Source organism: Sphingomonas adhaesiva, from assembly GCF_036946305.1.
GTDB lineage: Bacteria > Pseudomonadota > Alphaproteobacteria > Sphingomonadales > Sphingomonadaceae > Sphingomonas > Sphingomonas adhaesiva_B.
This window is the reverse complement of the sequence record NZ_JAQIJJ010000006.1, coordinates 260358-273307: the sequence shown is the minus strand read 5'-3', so window position 1 is coordinate 273307 and position 12950 is coordinate 260358. Positions and strand designations below refer to the sequence as shown.

Here is a 12950-nt window from a genome sequence, read left to right as displayed (position 1 = left end):
GCCGGCAGGTAAAGGGATGGCAGGCCGGGGTCAGGCGGTCGCCGTCACCCGCGGCTCGATCGCCCCCGCGCCTTGTGGCACCGCGGGGCCGCGCGCGAGCAGGCGGTGCCGCTCGACCGGACCGGGCAGGCGCCACAGCGCGGTCGCCTCGCCGGTGAAGCCGAAGAAGCGGCCGTAATATTCCGGATCGCCGATCAGCATCAGCGACAGTCCCTGCGCATCGGCCGCTGCCAGCGTCGCCGCGGTCAGCCGCCGGCCCAGCCCGCCCTGCTGCCGGTCCGGCTCCACCGCGACCGGGCCGACCATCACCAGCGGGACCGTGCGCCCGTCGTCGCCGGCGAAGCGCACCGGCCAGCACTGGATCGTCCCCAGCAGCCGCCGCTCCTCGACCGCGGCGAAGCTGAGCGCGGGGATCGCCACCGTCCCCTCGCGCAGACGATAGGCGGTGCGCGCGTGCCGATCGGGGCCGAAGGCACGGTCGAGCAGCCGCTCCACCGCGTCGTGCGCCACCGTGTCGATCGGCACCAATCCGTCCATTGCATCCCCCGGCGCCCGCGAGCGACCGCGCCGGGGCGCGCGCGCTTTAGGGGCAGCGACCAGGGCTGACAATGGCGCGCGTGCCACGGTTGCCAGCATCGTGCGGCGCGCCTAGCTGGAGGAACCCGCAATCGACCGGAACGACCGTCATGAAATTGTACGATGCCGCCTGGGCGCCCAGCCCGCGGCGGGTGCGCATCTTTCTCGCCGAGAAGCGCATCGACGTGGCGCGCGTCTCCATCGACCTGCGGCGCGGCGAGCATCTGGAGGCGGACTATCTCGCGATCGTCCCGCGCGGGGTGGTGCCCGCCCTGATGCTCGACGATGGCGAGGTGCTGACCGAATCGGTCGCGATCTGTCGCTTCTTCGAGGCGCTGCATCCGGATCCGCCGCTGTTCGGCACGCGCCCGGTGGAGATCGCGCGGGTGGAGGAATGGACGCGTCGCGTCGAGGAAACGGGCTATGCCGCCGCGGTCGAGGCGCTGCGCAACGCCAGCCCCGCCTTCGCCGACCGCGGCCTGCCCGGCGCCGGTCCCGCGATCGCGCAGATCCCCGCGCTGGCGGAGCGCGCCCACACCCGTTGGGCGGGGTTCGTCGACATGCTGGACGCGCGACTCGCGGGCAGCGAGTGGCTGGCGGACGATCGCTATTCCTTTGCCGACATCATGGCGCTGACCACGATCGACTTCGCGCGCGCGGCCAAGCTGACGGTGCCGGACGAGGCGGCGCATCTGCGCCGCTGGCATGCCGCGGCCAGCGCGCGCCCGAGTGCGCAGGCATGAGCGCGGATACGCTGGAGCTGGAGGTCCACGACCTCGTCGTCCAGGTGCTCACCGGCATCTATTCGGAGGAGACGCACCTGCCGCAGCCGCTGCGCATCTCGCTCACGGTGCTGCTGGAGGCGCCCGCGCGGTTCGCGCCGGACACGCCCTTGTCCGCGTCCAAGAATTATCTCGACCTGAAACATGCCGCGACTGCGGCGCTGGCGACCGCGGGGCATTTCACGCTGATCGAGGCGGTGGGCGATCACATCGCCGAGACGCTGTTCCTGCAGGACCGCCGCGTGCGCCGGGTCAAGGTGAAGATCGTCAAGCTCGCCATCGCCGAAGAGGGCGAGGCGATCGGGATCACATTGGTGCGCCACCGCCGCTGACGCTGCCCGCGCTGACACCGTTGCCAGAAAGTGCGGGCGGGACGGCGGCATCTGTCCCGTTTCGGCACGATCCCAGTGCCGCCATGACCACGCCATAATCCTCGCGGGCGACCTGCGCATCCTCGGGCGACAGCGCGGCGGTGCTCCGCTCGGGCAGGGCAGGGGGGAGCGCGCAGGCGAGTCGATACCATAGCAACGTGTCGCGCGCGGGCGCGGCGGCGCTGTCGTCGATGATCTCGCTCAGCGCCACCGACCAGCGCGGCTGCTCGCCCGGGCGGCGCAGGATCGACAAGGCGGCGGGGCGGTCGCCCTCGGTCGTCAGGAAGATCTGCGTCTCGCCTTCGCCGGGCAGCGCGCCGGGGACGTGGAAGGCGTTGCGCACGCCGGTGACGACCGGCGGCGCGTCGGGCGCGGCGGCCTCCTGCGCGATGCGGCGCGCGAGCGATTCGAGCGGCGGGGACCAGCTGCGCTGCGCCTCGGGAGTGACCAGCTGGAGCTGGTCGGGGCGCCCCGCCACGGGGCGGGCGAAGGCGAGCACGCGCTGCTTCTTCAGATTGGGGGTGCGCCCGCGCCAGTCGGGGGGCACGTCGACCAGCCAGCCGACCCGGGCGGGAATCGCGCCGGTGCCGCGTACCAGCGCGATCACGTCGCCCTCGACATAGAAGCGCGTGTGGCCGGGCGCGACCCCGGCAGCTTCAGCGCCCTTGATCCGCGCGGCAGAGCGGATCGTGGCATCCACCACCATCGGGCTTTGCAGCACCAGGTCGGCGACCTCGGCATAGTCCGGCGCGGCGATCGCGGCGGCGGGAACCGCCGGCGCCCGTTGTGCCGAAACGGGAAGCGGCGTGACGGCCAGCAGGGCGGCGGGAAGCAAGCCCCGTGCGGGCAGCGAGAAAAAACGCATCGCGGTCGGAAAGCCGAGTGAGGTCATGGCGGTCGCCTACGTCAACGGTGATGAACGATACAGAAATAAATCTGTCGCTGTTCGATTGTACGTTTGTTGCGCCCGACAAAGCGTTTGCGTCGCCAAAGGGTGCGCGATAGGACTCGCCGGTCTGTGGCCTACCCGATGGGCGCTACGGAAAGGTAAACAACCCGGTCGGGTTTTCGATCCGACCACCCCAAGGGCCGCAGGATGAGGGAGTTTCGTTGCTGAATGGCCTATTCTGACCAGAAGATGAGCGGAGGCAAGATCGGCGCGCTGGTGATCGTCGCGCTGATCCACGTCGCTCTCGGCTATGCCTTCGTGACCGGCCTCGCGACCAACTTCGTCAAGAAGCAGGTCGAGAAGCTGAACACGTTCGACGTGGAAGAGCCGCCGCCCCCGCCGCCCGATGAGCCGCCGCCCCCGCCGCCGGACGTCCCGATGACGCCGCCGCCGGTCGTGTCGCCGCCGCCGATCGTGCAGAACCCGAACCCGCCGCCCGTGGTGATCGCCACGGTGCCGACGCCGCCGCCGGTCTTCGTGCCGTCGCCCGTCGTCGCACCGCCCGCGCCGCCTCCCGCTCCCCCGGCTCCGCCGGTGGTCAGCAAGGCTGCGGGTGCGAAGGGCAACCCGGCCGACTGGATCACGCAGGACGATTATCCGCCCAGCTCGATCCGTGCGGAAGAGGAAGGCACCACCGCGATCACCTGGACCATCAATACCCAGGGTCGCGTCGAAAATTGCCGCGTGACGTCGTCGAGTGGTTCGTCCGCTCTCGACCAGGCAGCCTGCCGGGCGCTCCAGCGCCGGGCGCGCTACTCGCCGGCAGTCGATGCGGCAGGCAATCCGATCGCCACGACGCAGTCGCGCCGCGTGGTCTGGAAGCTGCCGCAGAACTGATCGCTGCGTACCTGAATCGAACGATACGAACCAACTTATCCAGTCAGAGGACTAGACCCTAATGCTCACCACCATTCTCGCCGCAGCGGCGCCGGCCGCGGCCAAGGGCGACAATCCGTATGGCCTGATCCCGGCGCTCCGCGAGGGCGGCCTGATCTCGCAGACCGTGTTCGGGATCCTGGTGCTGATGTCGATCATCAGCTTCTACATCCTGTTCTCGAAGCTGTTCGAGCAGCAGAAGATCATCAACCAGGCGAAGCGCGTCCGCGCCAACTTCTGGAACAGCACCTCGCTGCGCGAAGGCTCGGCGAAGCTGGAGAAGAACTCGGCGTACAAGCAGCTGGTCGACGATGGCCTGGCGGCGCAGGAGCAGCATTCGAAGCTGACCGATCCGGTCGAGGCACATGACTGGCTGCACGGCTCGCTGGCGCGGTCGGAAGCCGCGATCAACTCGAAGCTGGGCGGCGGTCTCGCCTTCCTGGCGACGGTGGGCGCGACCTCGCCGTTCATCGGCCTGTTCGGTACGGTTATCGGCATCTACCGCGCGCTCATCAAGATCGGCGCGGCGGGTCAGGCGTCGATCGACGCGGTCGCCGGTCCGGTCGGTGAGGCGCTCATCATGACCGCGCTCGGCCTGGTCGTCGCCGTTCCGGCGGTGCTGGCCTACAACTGGCTGCAGCGTCGCAACAAGGCGATCGCCGAGGACCTGTCGGCCTTCTCCAACGACGTGCTGGGCTTCCTCGCCTCGAACGGTGCGGTGAAGCCGACGATCGCGGGCGGCGCGGCACCGAAGGCGCCGGTGAAGCCGGCGGCGGCGACCACCACCGCGGGCCAGACGGGCGGCGTCCAGACCCGCTCGTAATCCGGGTCATGCGGGGCGGCCGCGGCGGCCGCCCCGTCGATCACCCTGCCGCCGCTCACGCCCCCACAACGGGGCACGGCGGCGGGACGAAGGAATAGGAAAGCCTGATCCATGGCGATGAGCGTTGGCGGCGACGCCACTGACGAAAAACCGATGTCGGACATCAACACGACGCCCCTCGTGGACGTCATGCTGGTGCTCCTCATCATCTTCCTGATCGCGGTGCCGGTCGTGGTGCAGACGGTGAAGCTGAAGCTGCCGAGCGTGCGCTTCGACCCGACCACGACGAAACCCGAGAACGTCTCGCTCTCGATCAACGCGGCGTCCGACGGCACCTGCCAGGTGTACTGGGGCCTCACCAAGGTGACGCACCAGGAATTGCTGGACCGTGCGGTCGCCAAGCTGAAGACCGAGATCGAGCGCCAGGGCGGCGTGGGCAATCCGGACCTGGAACTGCCCGAGGCGCATGTGCGCGCGGACGTGAACGTACCGTGGCGCTGCGTCGCGGGTGCGATCTACAACATGCAGATGGCAGGCTTCGCCAAGGTCGGCTTCATCTCCGAACCGCCCCCCGGCGAAGACGCGACCCGTCTCTGACGGCCATCTAGGAGTATTCTGACATGGCAATGAGTGCAGGCCGCGACGACGGCGAGCCGATGATGGACATGAACACGACGCCGCTGATCGACGTCATGCTCGTGCTGCTCATCATGTTCATCATCACCATCCCGATCCAGACGCACGCGGTGAAGGTGGACCTGCCGGTCAACGACCCGAACGCGGTGAAGCCGCCGGTCGACCCGATCAAGAACAAGATCGCGATCGACGTGGCGGGGAACGTCACCTGGAACGGTACGCCGGTGAACCCGACGCTGCTGCGCCAGTATCTGGACCAGTCGGCGGCGATGAACCCGGAGCCGGAACTGCAGTTCCAGCCCGATCCGGCGACCCGCTACGAGGTGGTCGACCAGACGCTGGCGGAGATCAAGCGGTCCAACGTGACCAAGCTCGGCTTCGTCGGCAACGAGCAATATTACCGCGACTTCTAAGCCGCGCATCGCCGGCGGGGAACGCCGGCGCTGCGGGTGACGGAAGAACGAACGGGCGGTCTTTCGGGGCCGCCCTTTTTCGTGCCCGCGATGCGCGAGATGTTTCAGTTCGATGACATGTTCGCGCTTGCTCCGATGTCGCAAAAGTGACACCTTCATGTCACAAAACCGTAACCGATGCGTTGGGCGGAGGTTGACGACAGGAGGATGGGATGCGGACGATGATCGCGACGGCGATGGTGGCGGCAGCGGCGATGGTCGCGGTCCCCGCGGCGGCCAAGGATCGTACCGGCTATCGTGCGATCGCCGCCGGCGACTTCGCCCAGGCGCAGGCGACGCTGGCGCAGGAGCGCGCGATCTTCCCCGACCGCCCCGAATTGATGCTGAACCAGGCGGCGGTGTTCGCCCGGACCGGCCGCGCCGCCGAGGCGCGCGTGCTCTACGGCGAGGTGATGGCGCGCCAGCCGGTCGCGCTGGACCTTCCAGACGGCAGCGTCGCCTCGTCGCACACGGTCGCGCAGCGCGGCATGGCACGGCTGGCGGCGACGATGGCATCGCGCTGACCGGTGTGATGGATGGGCAACGACTGTGACGTCGTTGCCTCCGGTTCGCTGTTACGGTGCATGAAGGTCGGTGGTGTCGCGTTCTATTGCGGGCGGCGGGCCATGCCGTCGGGATGCAGGCCGACGTAGCTGCCGAGCCTCGTGAATAGTAAGCAGAGGTGTGCGGCGAAACCCGTGTCTTGGGCGGTGTCGTTCGTCCTCGAATGTGGCGAACGTAATTTCCCGTGACGCATGCCGGTCACGGCTGACCATCGTCTGCCGAACCGGGTGGATCCAGTCTCTAGTTCAGGCGATGCGTGGCGGGGACGGCGTGTCCCCGACTCGGCATGTCGTGATTACAGCCGCGGCAGTGTCACCCCTAGCTGGCCCATATACTTCCCCGCGCGATCCGAATAGCTGACCTCGCAGGGCTCGTTGCCCTGGAGGAACAGGAACTGGCAGGCGCCTTCGTTGGCATAGATTTTGGCGGGGAGCGGGGTGGTGTTGGAGAATTCCAGCGTCACATGTCCTTCCCAGCCGGGTTCCAGCGGGGTGACGTTGACGATGATCCCGCAGCGCGCATAGGTCGACTTGCCCAGGCAGATCACCAGCACGTCGCGCGGCACGCGGAAATATTCGACCGTCCGCGCCAGCGCGAAGCTGTTGGGCGGGATGATGCACACGTCGGTCTTGCGGTCGACGAAGCTGTTGGCGGCGAAATCCTTCGGATCGACCAGCGCATTGTCGACATTGGTGAAGATCTTGAACTCGTCGGCGACGCGTGCGTCATATCCGTAGCTGGACAGGCCGTAGCTGATGCAGCCGTCGCGGCGTTGCGCCTCGACGAACGGCTCGATCATCGCATCGGCACGCGCGCGCTCGCGAATCCAGCGATCGGACAGAATGGACATGGCGGCACCCCCTGGACGTCGCCGCCGCTTTCGCGCGCGACGCGGCGGGGCGCAAGCGTTAGCATGGCGGCATGGCGATCCCGCGTCCGATCCTGTCGCTGATCCACCCGCTGCGGAGTCACGCGATGGCGCTGCTGCGCTGGCGGACGCGCGGGGTGAAGGTGATGGTGTTCGATGCCGCCGGGCGCGTGCTGCTGGTGCGCCACGGCTATGGGCGGAGCGACCTGTTCATGCTGCCCGGTGGGGGCGTGGGGCGCGGCGAGACGCCGCACGATGCCGCGATCCGGGAACTGGCGGAGGAGGTGGCGTGCCGGCTGGAGCAGGTGACGGCGGTCGCCTGCTACGAGTCACGCAGCGAGGGACGGCGCGATACCGTCCACCTCTTCACCGCGCGCACCGCCGACACGCCCATGCCCGATGCGCGCGAGATCATCGAGGCGCGCTTCGTCGCGCCGGAAGCGCTGCCCGATTCCACCTCGGTGGCGACGCGTCGGCGGATCGAGGAGTGGCGCGGGGAACGGGTGCGCTCCACGGCCTGGTAGGCCGTGCGTGATGTCCGCGCAGGCGAAACCGCGGCAAGCGTCCAAATCCCTTCTGTTTCCCGGCGGAGGCCAGGGTCCAGTAACGATCGGCTCGCAAGATGCTGCCACCGCTCGCGACTGGACCCCGGCCTCCGCCGGGGAACAAGGGCATGTTTTGCAGAGGTCTCGCAGTCGGGAACGAGGGAGGAACCCGATGTCGACTGGCTGTTCACCCTAACAGGCAGAGCCGATGATTCGACGCGCGACATACCGGCGCACACATTCGCGCGCTATCGCGGCAGCACGATCATCGCCTCCAGCCCGCCGCCCTCGCGCGCGGCGAGGGTGATGTCGCCGCGCGCCTCGCGCACGATCGCGCGGGCCAGCGCGAGGCCGAGGCCGATCCCGCCGGTATCGCGGTTGCGCGACGTCTCCAGCCGGGTGAAGGGATCGAACACGTCGTCGAGTCGCTCGGTCGGGATGCCCGGGCCGCGATCGGCGACCGTGATCGCCACCGCCCGGTCCAGCGGCGTGACCGACACCTCCGCGCTGCCGGCGTATTTCACCGCATTCTCGATCAGGTTCCGCACCGCGCGCCGGGTCAGCGACGGGCGCAGCCGCATCGTCAGCCGTGCCGTTTCATCGAAGCGCACGTCCGCGCCCAGATCGCGGAAATCCTCCACCACCGCATCGACCAGCGCCGCGACGTCGACGTCGGTCGCGGGCTCGCTCGGCCGTCCCAGCCGCGCGAGCGACAGGATGTCGTCGAGCGTGCGGTTCATCTCGCCGATCGTGTCCGCCATGCGCGCGCGGTCATGCTCGTCCTCGACCGATTCGATCCGCACGCGCAGCGCCGCCAGCGGGGTGCGCAGATCGTGCCCGATCGCGCCGAGCATGCGATCCTTCTCCTCCAGCATCGCACCGACGCGCAGCCGCAGCGCGTTGAACGCGGCGGTGACGTCCTGCACATCAGGCGGCCCGTGCAGCGGCAGAGGCGCCGTAGCATCGCCGGGGGCATAGTCACGCGCCGCGCCGGCCAGCTCGCGCAGCGGGCGCGAGATACGCCGCGCCACCCACAGCACCGGCAGCAGCACGACGCCATAAAGGATCAGCGTCTGCGCCAGCAGCCGCCAGAACAGCCGCACATCGCTGCGCGCCCAGGGCGCGGTCATCACCAGCCAGCGGCCGTCCGGTTGCTGGACCGCGGTGACGATCACCTCATCGACGCCGCGCGCGCGACGGCGGCCGAGTCGCCCGGGCCATTGGTCGATCCGCGCGATCGCGACCTGGACACGGCGCTGCGCCACGCCCTGTTCGTCGAGTTGCGTGGCGAGTTCGGCCGCCAGATCGGGGCGCGCCTGCATCCGTGCGGTGATCGGGCTGACCGACAGCGCGCGGACGCGGCCGTGATCGGGCAGCAGCGGGCGCCCGGCCTGTTCGCGGTCCAGCGCATCCGCGATCCGCACCGCGACCGGACGGGTCGCCTGCGCAACGCGAAAGGCGGCACGATCGCGCAGGATCAGCCCCAGGTTGATCGCCTGCGCGGCGAACAGCGCCAGCGCGACCAGCAGCGCCATCTGCCCCGCCAGGCTGCGCGGCCAGGGCAGGCGACGCGACCTCACAAGCGGGTCACGTCGGTCGACAGCGCATAGCCGCCGCCCCACACCGTCTTGATGATCTCCGGGGTCTTGGGATCGGCCTCGATCTTGCGGCGCAGGCGGCTGACCTGATTGTCGATCGCGCGGTCGAACGCCGCCGCCTCGCGCCCCTGCGTCAGGTCGAGCAGCTGGTCGCGGGTCAGCACCTGTCGCGGCCGCTGCACCAGCGCCAGCAGCAGATTATACTCGCCCGTCGAGAGCGGCACCGACACGCCGCCGCGATCGACCAGCGCGCGCTCGCCCGTCTTCAATACCCAGCCGGCAAAGGCATAGGAGCCGCTGTCGGGCGCATGGTGGCGCACCCCGCCAGGGCCGCTCGCACGGCGCAGCACGGTCTTGATCCGCGCCGCCAGCTCTCGCGGGGAGAAAGGCTTCACGACATAATCGTCCGCGCCCATCTCCAACCCGACGATCCGGTCGGTTTCCTCGCTCTTCGCGGTCAGCAGGATGACGGGGGTGTCGCCATGCGCGCGGATGTGGCGGCACAGCGACAGCCCGTCCTCACCCGGCATCATGATGTCGAGGACGACGAGGTCGATCGCATAGGCCGCCATCCGCGTCCGCGCCGATTCGGCATCCGCCGCCTGCGTCACGCGAAAGCCCTGTCGCGTCAGATAGGCGGCGAGCGGCTCGCGGATCGAGCGTTCGTCGTCGACCAGCAGCAGGTGGGGGATATCGCCCATATCGTCGTGGCTTGGCATAGCTTCGGCCTGTGGTGAAGGGGGCTGTCTTTCGCCGTCATGCCGGGCTTGTCCCGGCATCCAGGGTTCCGCGCACCCAACGATGGCGAGGCGCGCGGAACCCTGGACCCCGGAACAGGTCCGGGGTGACGGTGTGGACGGGGCAGGGTCGGTTGCCCTCGTCTCGCTTACCGTTTCGCGTCAGCCGGGGCCGGCGGCATCGGGGCCATCGGCCCGTCGCCGTTGTGACCCACGCGGCGCGCCCGCATCAGCATCCGCGCGGCTTCGCGCTCCTGCGCGTCGATGCGGCCGTCGTGGTTGGTGTCGATGCGGTCGAAGCGCTTCATCGCACGCTCGCGAAATTGCGCCTGCGTCCATTCGCGATCCTTGCCGCCGCGGTGACCGCGACGCGCCTCGCGCTCGGCGCGGCGCGCGTCGTGGAAGGCGCGACGCTCGTCGGACGAAATCTTGCCGTCGCGATTGGTGTCCATCTCGGCAAAGCGGCGATCGGCCTCCGCCGCGGCGTCCTGCCGCGTGACGATGCGGTCGGCGTCGGGGCGGGGCGGGGGCGGGGTCTGTGCAGCAGCGGCGCCGGAGAGCAACAGCGCGCCCAGAGCGGCGGCGAGGATCGGGGTCTTCATGGCGTGACGGTCCTTCAAAGGGAGCGCGGCGGGTCGGCCCCGCCGCATGACGCCGCTTCTACTGATCGACTGTCGCGGGCATGTGTCGCCGCGCGCCCGCAATTGTCGCGAAACGTATCAGCCGAAGATCGCGACCGACTGCATCTGCTCCGCCACCTTCACGCCGTCCGCATTCCATACCCCCATCACCTGCGAGGAACTGCCCGCGCGCGCATAATCGGCGTCGGACCGCAGCAGCCACCAGCCGTCGGTGGTCGCCGGCTCCGGCCCCAGCACGTTGAGGATCCAGGTGAGCGAGCTCATCGGCACGTTGCGCCCCAGAATGCGCAGCGCCGCGGGCGGCAGGCAGTCGGCCACCGCGACCAGCTCCACCATCGGGTCCAGTCCGTCGCGATCGTTGAGCCGGGTCCAGCGCAGCCACTCGGCGGGCTTCAGGTTCGGCCCCTCGCGACGGTCGAGGAACTCGAACCGCTGGGTGAAGGCGACGTGCGGGTTGCCCAGGAACGTCTTGTCGTCGGGACCGGGCTTGGGAAAGTCCGGGGCGGGCGTGTCCTCGCGGTCGATCTCGCTGTCGATCGCGCGCATGAAGACGAAGGTGGCGCGGGTGCCCAGCCCGTTCTCGCCGACCACATCGGCCTGGATGAAGGCGGCGTTCTTGCCGCGCCGCAGTCGTTCGGTCTTCACCGTGACCGGGCCGGCGAGCGGGCCGACGAAGCTGACCTGCGCGGAGCGCAAGGGCGGCAGGTCCGGCTCCGACTGCATCGCGGCGTGGAGCGCGATCGCGGCGGACAGGCCGCCATAGGAGGTGCGGCCCTGCAACCAGTCGTCGGGGATATGGCCCGTCCAGCCGGCGCCGTCCGGCTGCCGGGTCATCGCGTCGAGGATTTGCTTCAGGCTGGTGGTCATCTTGGCCCCTTCGATCTGATCGTCACCCCGGACTGAGCCGGGATCCCGCTTTTCTGCGCGGGTGGAGAGTAAGCGGGACCCCGGCTCAAGGCCGGGGTGACGGGAGTTACGCGAACTCCCCCGCAGCCAGCCGGTCGCGCAGCTCGCGTTTCAGCACCTTGCCGATCGCGCTGCGCGGCAGCTCGTCCGCGACGTAGAGCGCGGCGAGCCGCTGCGTCTTGCCCAGTTTCGCGTTCGTTTCGGCGCGGATCGCCTCCGCCTCCGCCGCGGCGCCGGGGCGGGGGACGTAGAAGCCGACCGGCGTCTCGCCCCATTCCTCGCTTGCCACGCCGACGACGGTGCAATCCGCGACATCGGGGTGCTGAGCGAGCACCGCCTCCAGATCGGACGGGTAGATGTTGAACCCGCCCGAGATGATCATGTCCTTCTTGCGATCCATCAGGATCAGGAAGCCATCCTCGTCGAAGCGGCCGACATCGCCGTGGCGGATGAAGCGCTCGCCCTCGGGCGAATGCCACGTCGCGTCCGCGGTCGCCTGCGCCCGGCCGTGATAGCCGTTCATCATCGCCGCCGAGCGGCCGACGATCTCGCCCGTTTCGCCCGGCGCCACCTCCTTGCCGTCGTCGTCGATCAGGCGGATGTCGTGGTCCGGCAGCGGCCGGCCGACGGTGTGAAGCTTGTCGGGAAACTCGGTGGCGTTGAGCGCGCAGCTGCCGCCGCCCTCGGTCATGCCGTAATATTCGACCAGCAGCCCGGGCCAGCGCGCGACCACGTCCGCCTTCAAGGCGGCCTTGAACGGCGCGGAGGTGCAGGTCTTGAAGCGAAACGCCGACAGGTCGAAGCGGTCGAAGTCGGGCAGTGCCATGATGCGCTGATATTGGACCGGGACCAGCATGGTGTGGGTGGCGCGATATCGCTCCGCCAGCTCCAGATAGCGGTGCGCGTCGAACTTCTTCATCAGCACCACCGCGCCGCCCCAGGCGAGCGTCGGCAGGAAGCTGACCAACGTCGTGTTCGAATAGAGCGGGGTCGCCAACAGCGTCACCGCGGTGTCGAACCCGGCGGCCGTATTGCGCGACAGATGCTGCCAGCGCATCTGGTGGCTCTGGACGATGCCCTTGGGCACGCCGGTGGTGCCCGACGAATAGATGATGTTGAACCCGTCCTCGGGCGCGATCTCGACCGGGGCGGGCGTGGCGCCGTCGGGCGCGAGCCACGCCTCCAGTTCCTCCAGCATGACGACACGCGCCGCGATCGTCTGTCCGCGCAGCGCCTCGGCATTGGCGGCGTCGAGGAAGACGATATCGGCGCCGCTGTCCGCGATCATCCCGGCGATCTGCTCCGGGGTGGCGGACGGCTGGATCGGCGCGGCGATCGAGCCGGCGCGCAGCGTGCCCAGGAACGTTACCGCCTGCGCCACGCAGGGATAGGACACCGACGCCACCGCCTGCCGCTGGCGCGTGCCGTCACGTTGCAGCGCCGCTGCGACGCGATCCATCAGGCGGTCGAGCGTGCGGTAATCCACCCGCGTGTCGTCATCCGCGATCGCCAGCGCGTCCGGTGCGCGGCGGGCATGGGCGCGGATGAGGTCCGGCAGCGTCCCGAACGGATCGCTGGGGTGGGGTGAGGGGGCGGTCGTCATGGCGGCTACGGCTAGGCGAAGCG

Annotated in this window: 16 protein-coding genes; 8 read left to right on the top strand and 8 right to left on the bottom strand. The window is 69.3% G+C overall.

Annotated features, from left to right (window positions below; genetic code table 11):
• Nucleotides 1-30 precede the first annotated feature (30 nt).
• The gene (locus PGN14_RS11920; RefSeq protein ID WP_335299730.1) at nucleotides 31-537 is read right to left on the bottom strand and encodes a GNAT family N-acetyltransferase; all 507 of its coding nucleotides are present in this window, start codon (nucleotides 535-537) and stop codon (nucleotides 31-33) included.
• A gap of 149 nt (nucleotides 538-686) precedes the next feature.
• Here PGN14_RS11920 and PGN14_RS11915 point away from each other — a divergent pair, with 149 nt between their 5' ends.
• Nucleotides 687-1319, top strand: coding sequence for a glutathione S-transferase family protein (locus tag PGN14_RS11915; RefSeq protein WP_335299729.1), 633 nt, complete (start codon nucleotides 687-689; stop codon nucleotides 1317-1319).
• Nucleotides 1316-1690, top strand: coding sequence for a dihydroneopterin aldolase (locus PGN14_RS11910; protein ID WP_335299728.1), 375 nt, complete (start codon nucleotides 1316-1318; stop codon nucleotides 1688-1690). Before PGN14_RS11915 ends, PGN14_RS11910 begins: the two co-directional genes overlap by 4 nt.
• On the opposite strand, the gene PGN14_RS11905 is transcribed toward PGN14_RS11910, so the two are convergent.
• Nucleotides 1665-2621, bottom strand: a complete 957-nt coding sequence (locus PGN14_RS11905) for a hypothetical protein (protein WP_335299727.1) — start codon at nucleotides 2619-2621, stop codon at nucleotides 1665-1667. The two genes, PGN14_RS11910 and PGN14_RS11905, sit on opposite strands and share 26 nt — an antisense overlap.
• A 225-nt stretch (nucleotides 2622-2846) precedes the next feature.
• Here PGN14_RS11905 and PGN14_RS11900 point away from each other — a divergent pair, with 225 nt between their 5' ends.
• The 5 genes from PGN14_RS11900 (at nucleotide 2847) to PGN14_RS11880 (ending at nucleotide 5989) form a co-directional block, all read left to right on the top strand.
• Nucleotides 2847-3515: an energy transducer TonB gene (locus tag PGN14_RS11900; protein ID WP_335299726.1), complete on the top strand. Its 669-nt coding sequence runs from the start codon at nucleotides 2847-2849 to the stop codon at nucleotides 3513-3515.
• A 61-nt stretch (nucleotides 3516-3576) separates the two neighbouring features.
• Nucleotides 3577-4377, top strand: coding sequence for a MotA/TolQ/ExbB proton channel family protein (locus PGN14_RS11895; protein WP_335299725.1), 801 nt, complete (start codon nucleotides 3577-3579; stop codon nucleotides 4375-4377).
• 111 nt (nucleotides 4378-4488) lie between these two features.
• A complete protein-coding gene (locus PGN14_RS11890; RefSeq protein ID WP_335299724.1) occupies nucleotides 4489-4974 on the top strand; it encodes an ExbD/TolR family protein in 486 nt (161 codons plus the stop codon).
• Nucleotides 4975-4997: 23 nt separating this feature from the next.
• A complete protein-coding gene (locus tag PGN14_RS11885; RefSeq protein ID WP_335299723.1) occupies nucleotides 4998-5426 on the top strand; it encodes an ExbD/TolR family protein in 429 nt (142 codons plus the stop codon).
• Nucleotides 5427-5638: 212 nt separating this feature from the next.
• On the top strand, nucleotides 5639-5989 hold the full coding sequence (locus tag PGN14_RS11880; protein ID WP_335299722.1) for a tetratricopeptide repeat protein: 351 nt from the start codon (nucleotides 5639-5641) through the stop codon (nucleotides 5987-5989).
• 335 nt (nucleotides 5990-6324) lie between these two features.
• On the opposite strand, the gene dcd is transcribed toward PGN14_RS11880, so the two are convergent.
• The gene (dcd, locus tag PGN14_RS11875; RefSeq protein WP_335299721.1) at nucleotides 6325-6879 is read right to left on the bottom strand and encodes a dCTP deaminase; all 555 of its coding nucleotides are present in this window, start codon (nucleotides 6877-6879) and stop codon (nucleotides 6325-6327) included.
• Nucleotides 6880-6950: 71 nt separating this feature from the next.
• Here dcd and PGN14_RS11870 point away from each other — a divergent pair, with 71 nt between their 5' ends.
• On the top strand, nucleotides 6951-7421 hold the full coding sequence (locus PGN14_RS11870; RefSeq protein ID WP_335299720.1) for an NUDIX domain-containing protein: 471 nt from the start codon (nucleotides 6951-6953) through the stop codon (nucleotides 7419-7421).
• 269 nt (nucleotides 7422-7690) lie between these two features.
• On the opposite strand, the gene PGN14_RS11865 is transcribed toward PGN14_RS11870, so the two are convergent.
• From PGN14_RS11865 to PGN14_RS11845, 5 genes are all read right to left on the bottom strand, one after another.
• Nucleotides 7691-8977: a sensor histidine kinase gene (locus PGN14_RS11865; RefSeq protein WP_335299793.1), complete on the bottom strand. Its 1287-nt coding sequence runs from the start codon at nucleotides 8975-8977 to the stop codon at nucleotides 7691-7693.
• A 41-nt stretch (nucleotides 8978-9018) separates the two neighbouring features.
• Nucleotides 9019-9741 carry a response regulator gene (locus tag PGN14_RS11860; RefSeq protein ID WP_335299719.1) on the bottom strand — a complete coding sequence of 241 codons (723 nt, stop codon included), beginning with the start codon at nucleotides 9739-9741 and terminating at the stop codon, nucleotides 9019-9021.
• A 185-nt stretch (nucleotides 9742-9926) separates the two neighbouring features.
• Complete coding sequence (locus PGN14_RS11855) at nucleotides 9927-10379, bottom strand: ca2+ sensor protein (protein WP_335299718.1); 453 nt, start codon at nucleotides 10377-10379, stop codon at nucleotides 9927-9929.
• A gap of 117 nt (nucleotides 10380-10496) precedes the next feature.
• Entirely contained in the window at nucleotides 10497-11285 is a 789-nt protein-coding gene (locus PGN14_RS11850; protein WP_335299717.1) for a thioesterase family protein, read from the bottom strand.
• Between the two features lie 106 nt (nucleotides 11286-11391).
• Nucleotides 11392-12927 carry a class I adenylate-forming enzyme family protein gene (locus tag PGN14_RS11845; protein ID WP_335299716.1) on the bottom strand — a complete coding sequence of 512 codons (1536 nt, stop codon included), beginning with the start codon at nucleotides 12925-12927 and terminating at the stop codon, nucleotides 11392-11394.
• Nucleotides 12928-12950 lie beyond the last annotated feature (23 nt).

What these genes read in the sequence shown, in the direction of transcription:
- PGN14_RS11910 (WP_335299728.1), top strand. Translation starts at nt 1,316, where the DNA reads ATGAGCGCGGATACGCTGGAGCTGGAGGTCCACGACCTCGTCGTCCAG.
- PGN14_RS11870 (WP_335299720.1), top strand. Translation starts at nt 6,951, where the DNA reads ATGGCGATCCCGCGTCCGATCCTGTCGCTGATCCACCCGCTGCGGAGT.
- PGN14_RS11915 (WP_335299729.1), top strand. Translation starts at nt 687, where the DNA reads ATGAAATTGTACGATGCCGCCTGGGCGCCCAGCCCGCGGCGGGTGCGC.
- PGN14_RS11845 (WP_335299716.1), bottom strand. Translation starts at nt 12,927, where the DNA reads ATGACGACCGCCCCCTCACCCCACCCCAGCGATCCGTTCGGGACGCTG.
- PGN14_RS11905 (WP_335299727.1), bottom strand. Translation starts at nt 2,621, where the DNA reads ATGACCTCACTCGGCTTTCCGACCGCGATGCGTTTTTTCTCGCTGCCC.
- PGN14_RS11855 (WP_335299718.1), bottom strand. Translation starts at nt 10,379, where the DNA reads ATGAAGACCCCGATCCTCGCCGCCGCTCTGGGCGCGCTGTTGCTCTCC.
- PGN14_RS11895 (WP_335299725.1), top strand. Translation starts at nt 3,577, where the DNA reads ATGCTCACCACCATTCTCGCCGCAGCGGCGCCGGCCGCGGCCAAGGGC.
- PGN14_RS11880 (WP_335299722.1), top strand. Translation starts at nt 5,639, where the DNA reads ATGCGGACGATGATCGCGACGGCGATGGTGGCGGCAGCGGCGATGGTC.
- dcd (WP_335299721.1), bottom strand. Translation starts at nt 6,879, where the DNA reads ATGTCCATTCTGTCCGATCGCTGGATTCGCGAGCGCGCGCGTGCCGAT.
- PGN14_RS11900 (WP_335299726.1), top strand. Translation starts at nt 2,847, where the DNA reads ATGGCCTATTCTGACCAGAAGATGAGCGGAGGCAAGATCGGCGCGCTG.
- PGN14_RS11885 (WP_335299723.1), top strand. Translation starts at nt 4,998, where the DNA reads ATGGCAATGAGTGCAGGCCGCGACGACGGCGAGCCGATGATGGACATG.
- PGN14_RS11850 (WP_335299717.1), bottom strand. Translation starts at nt 11,285, where the DNA reads ATGACCACCAGCCTGAAGCAAATCCTCGACGCGATGACCCGGCAGCCG.
- PGN14_RS11860 (WP_335299719.1), bottom strand. Translation starts at nt 9,741, where the DNA reads ATGGGCGATATCCCCCACCTGCTGCTGGTCGACGACGAACGCTCGATC.
- PGN14_RS11890 (WP_335299724.1), top strand. Translation starts at nt 4,489, where the DNA reads ATGGCGATGAGCGTTGGCGGCGACGCCACTGACGAAAAACCGATGTCG.
- PGN14_RS11865 (WP_335299793.1), bottom strand. Translation starts at nt 8,977, where the DNA reads ATGGCGCTGCTGGTCGCGCTGGCGCTGTTCGCCGCGCAGGCGATCAAC.
- PGN14_RS11920 (WP_335299730.1), bottom strand. Translation starts at nt 537, where the DNA reads ATGGACGGATTGGTGCCGATCGACACGGTGGCGCACGACGCGGTGGAG.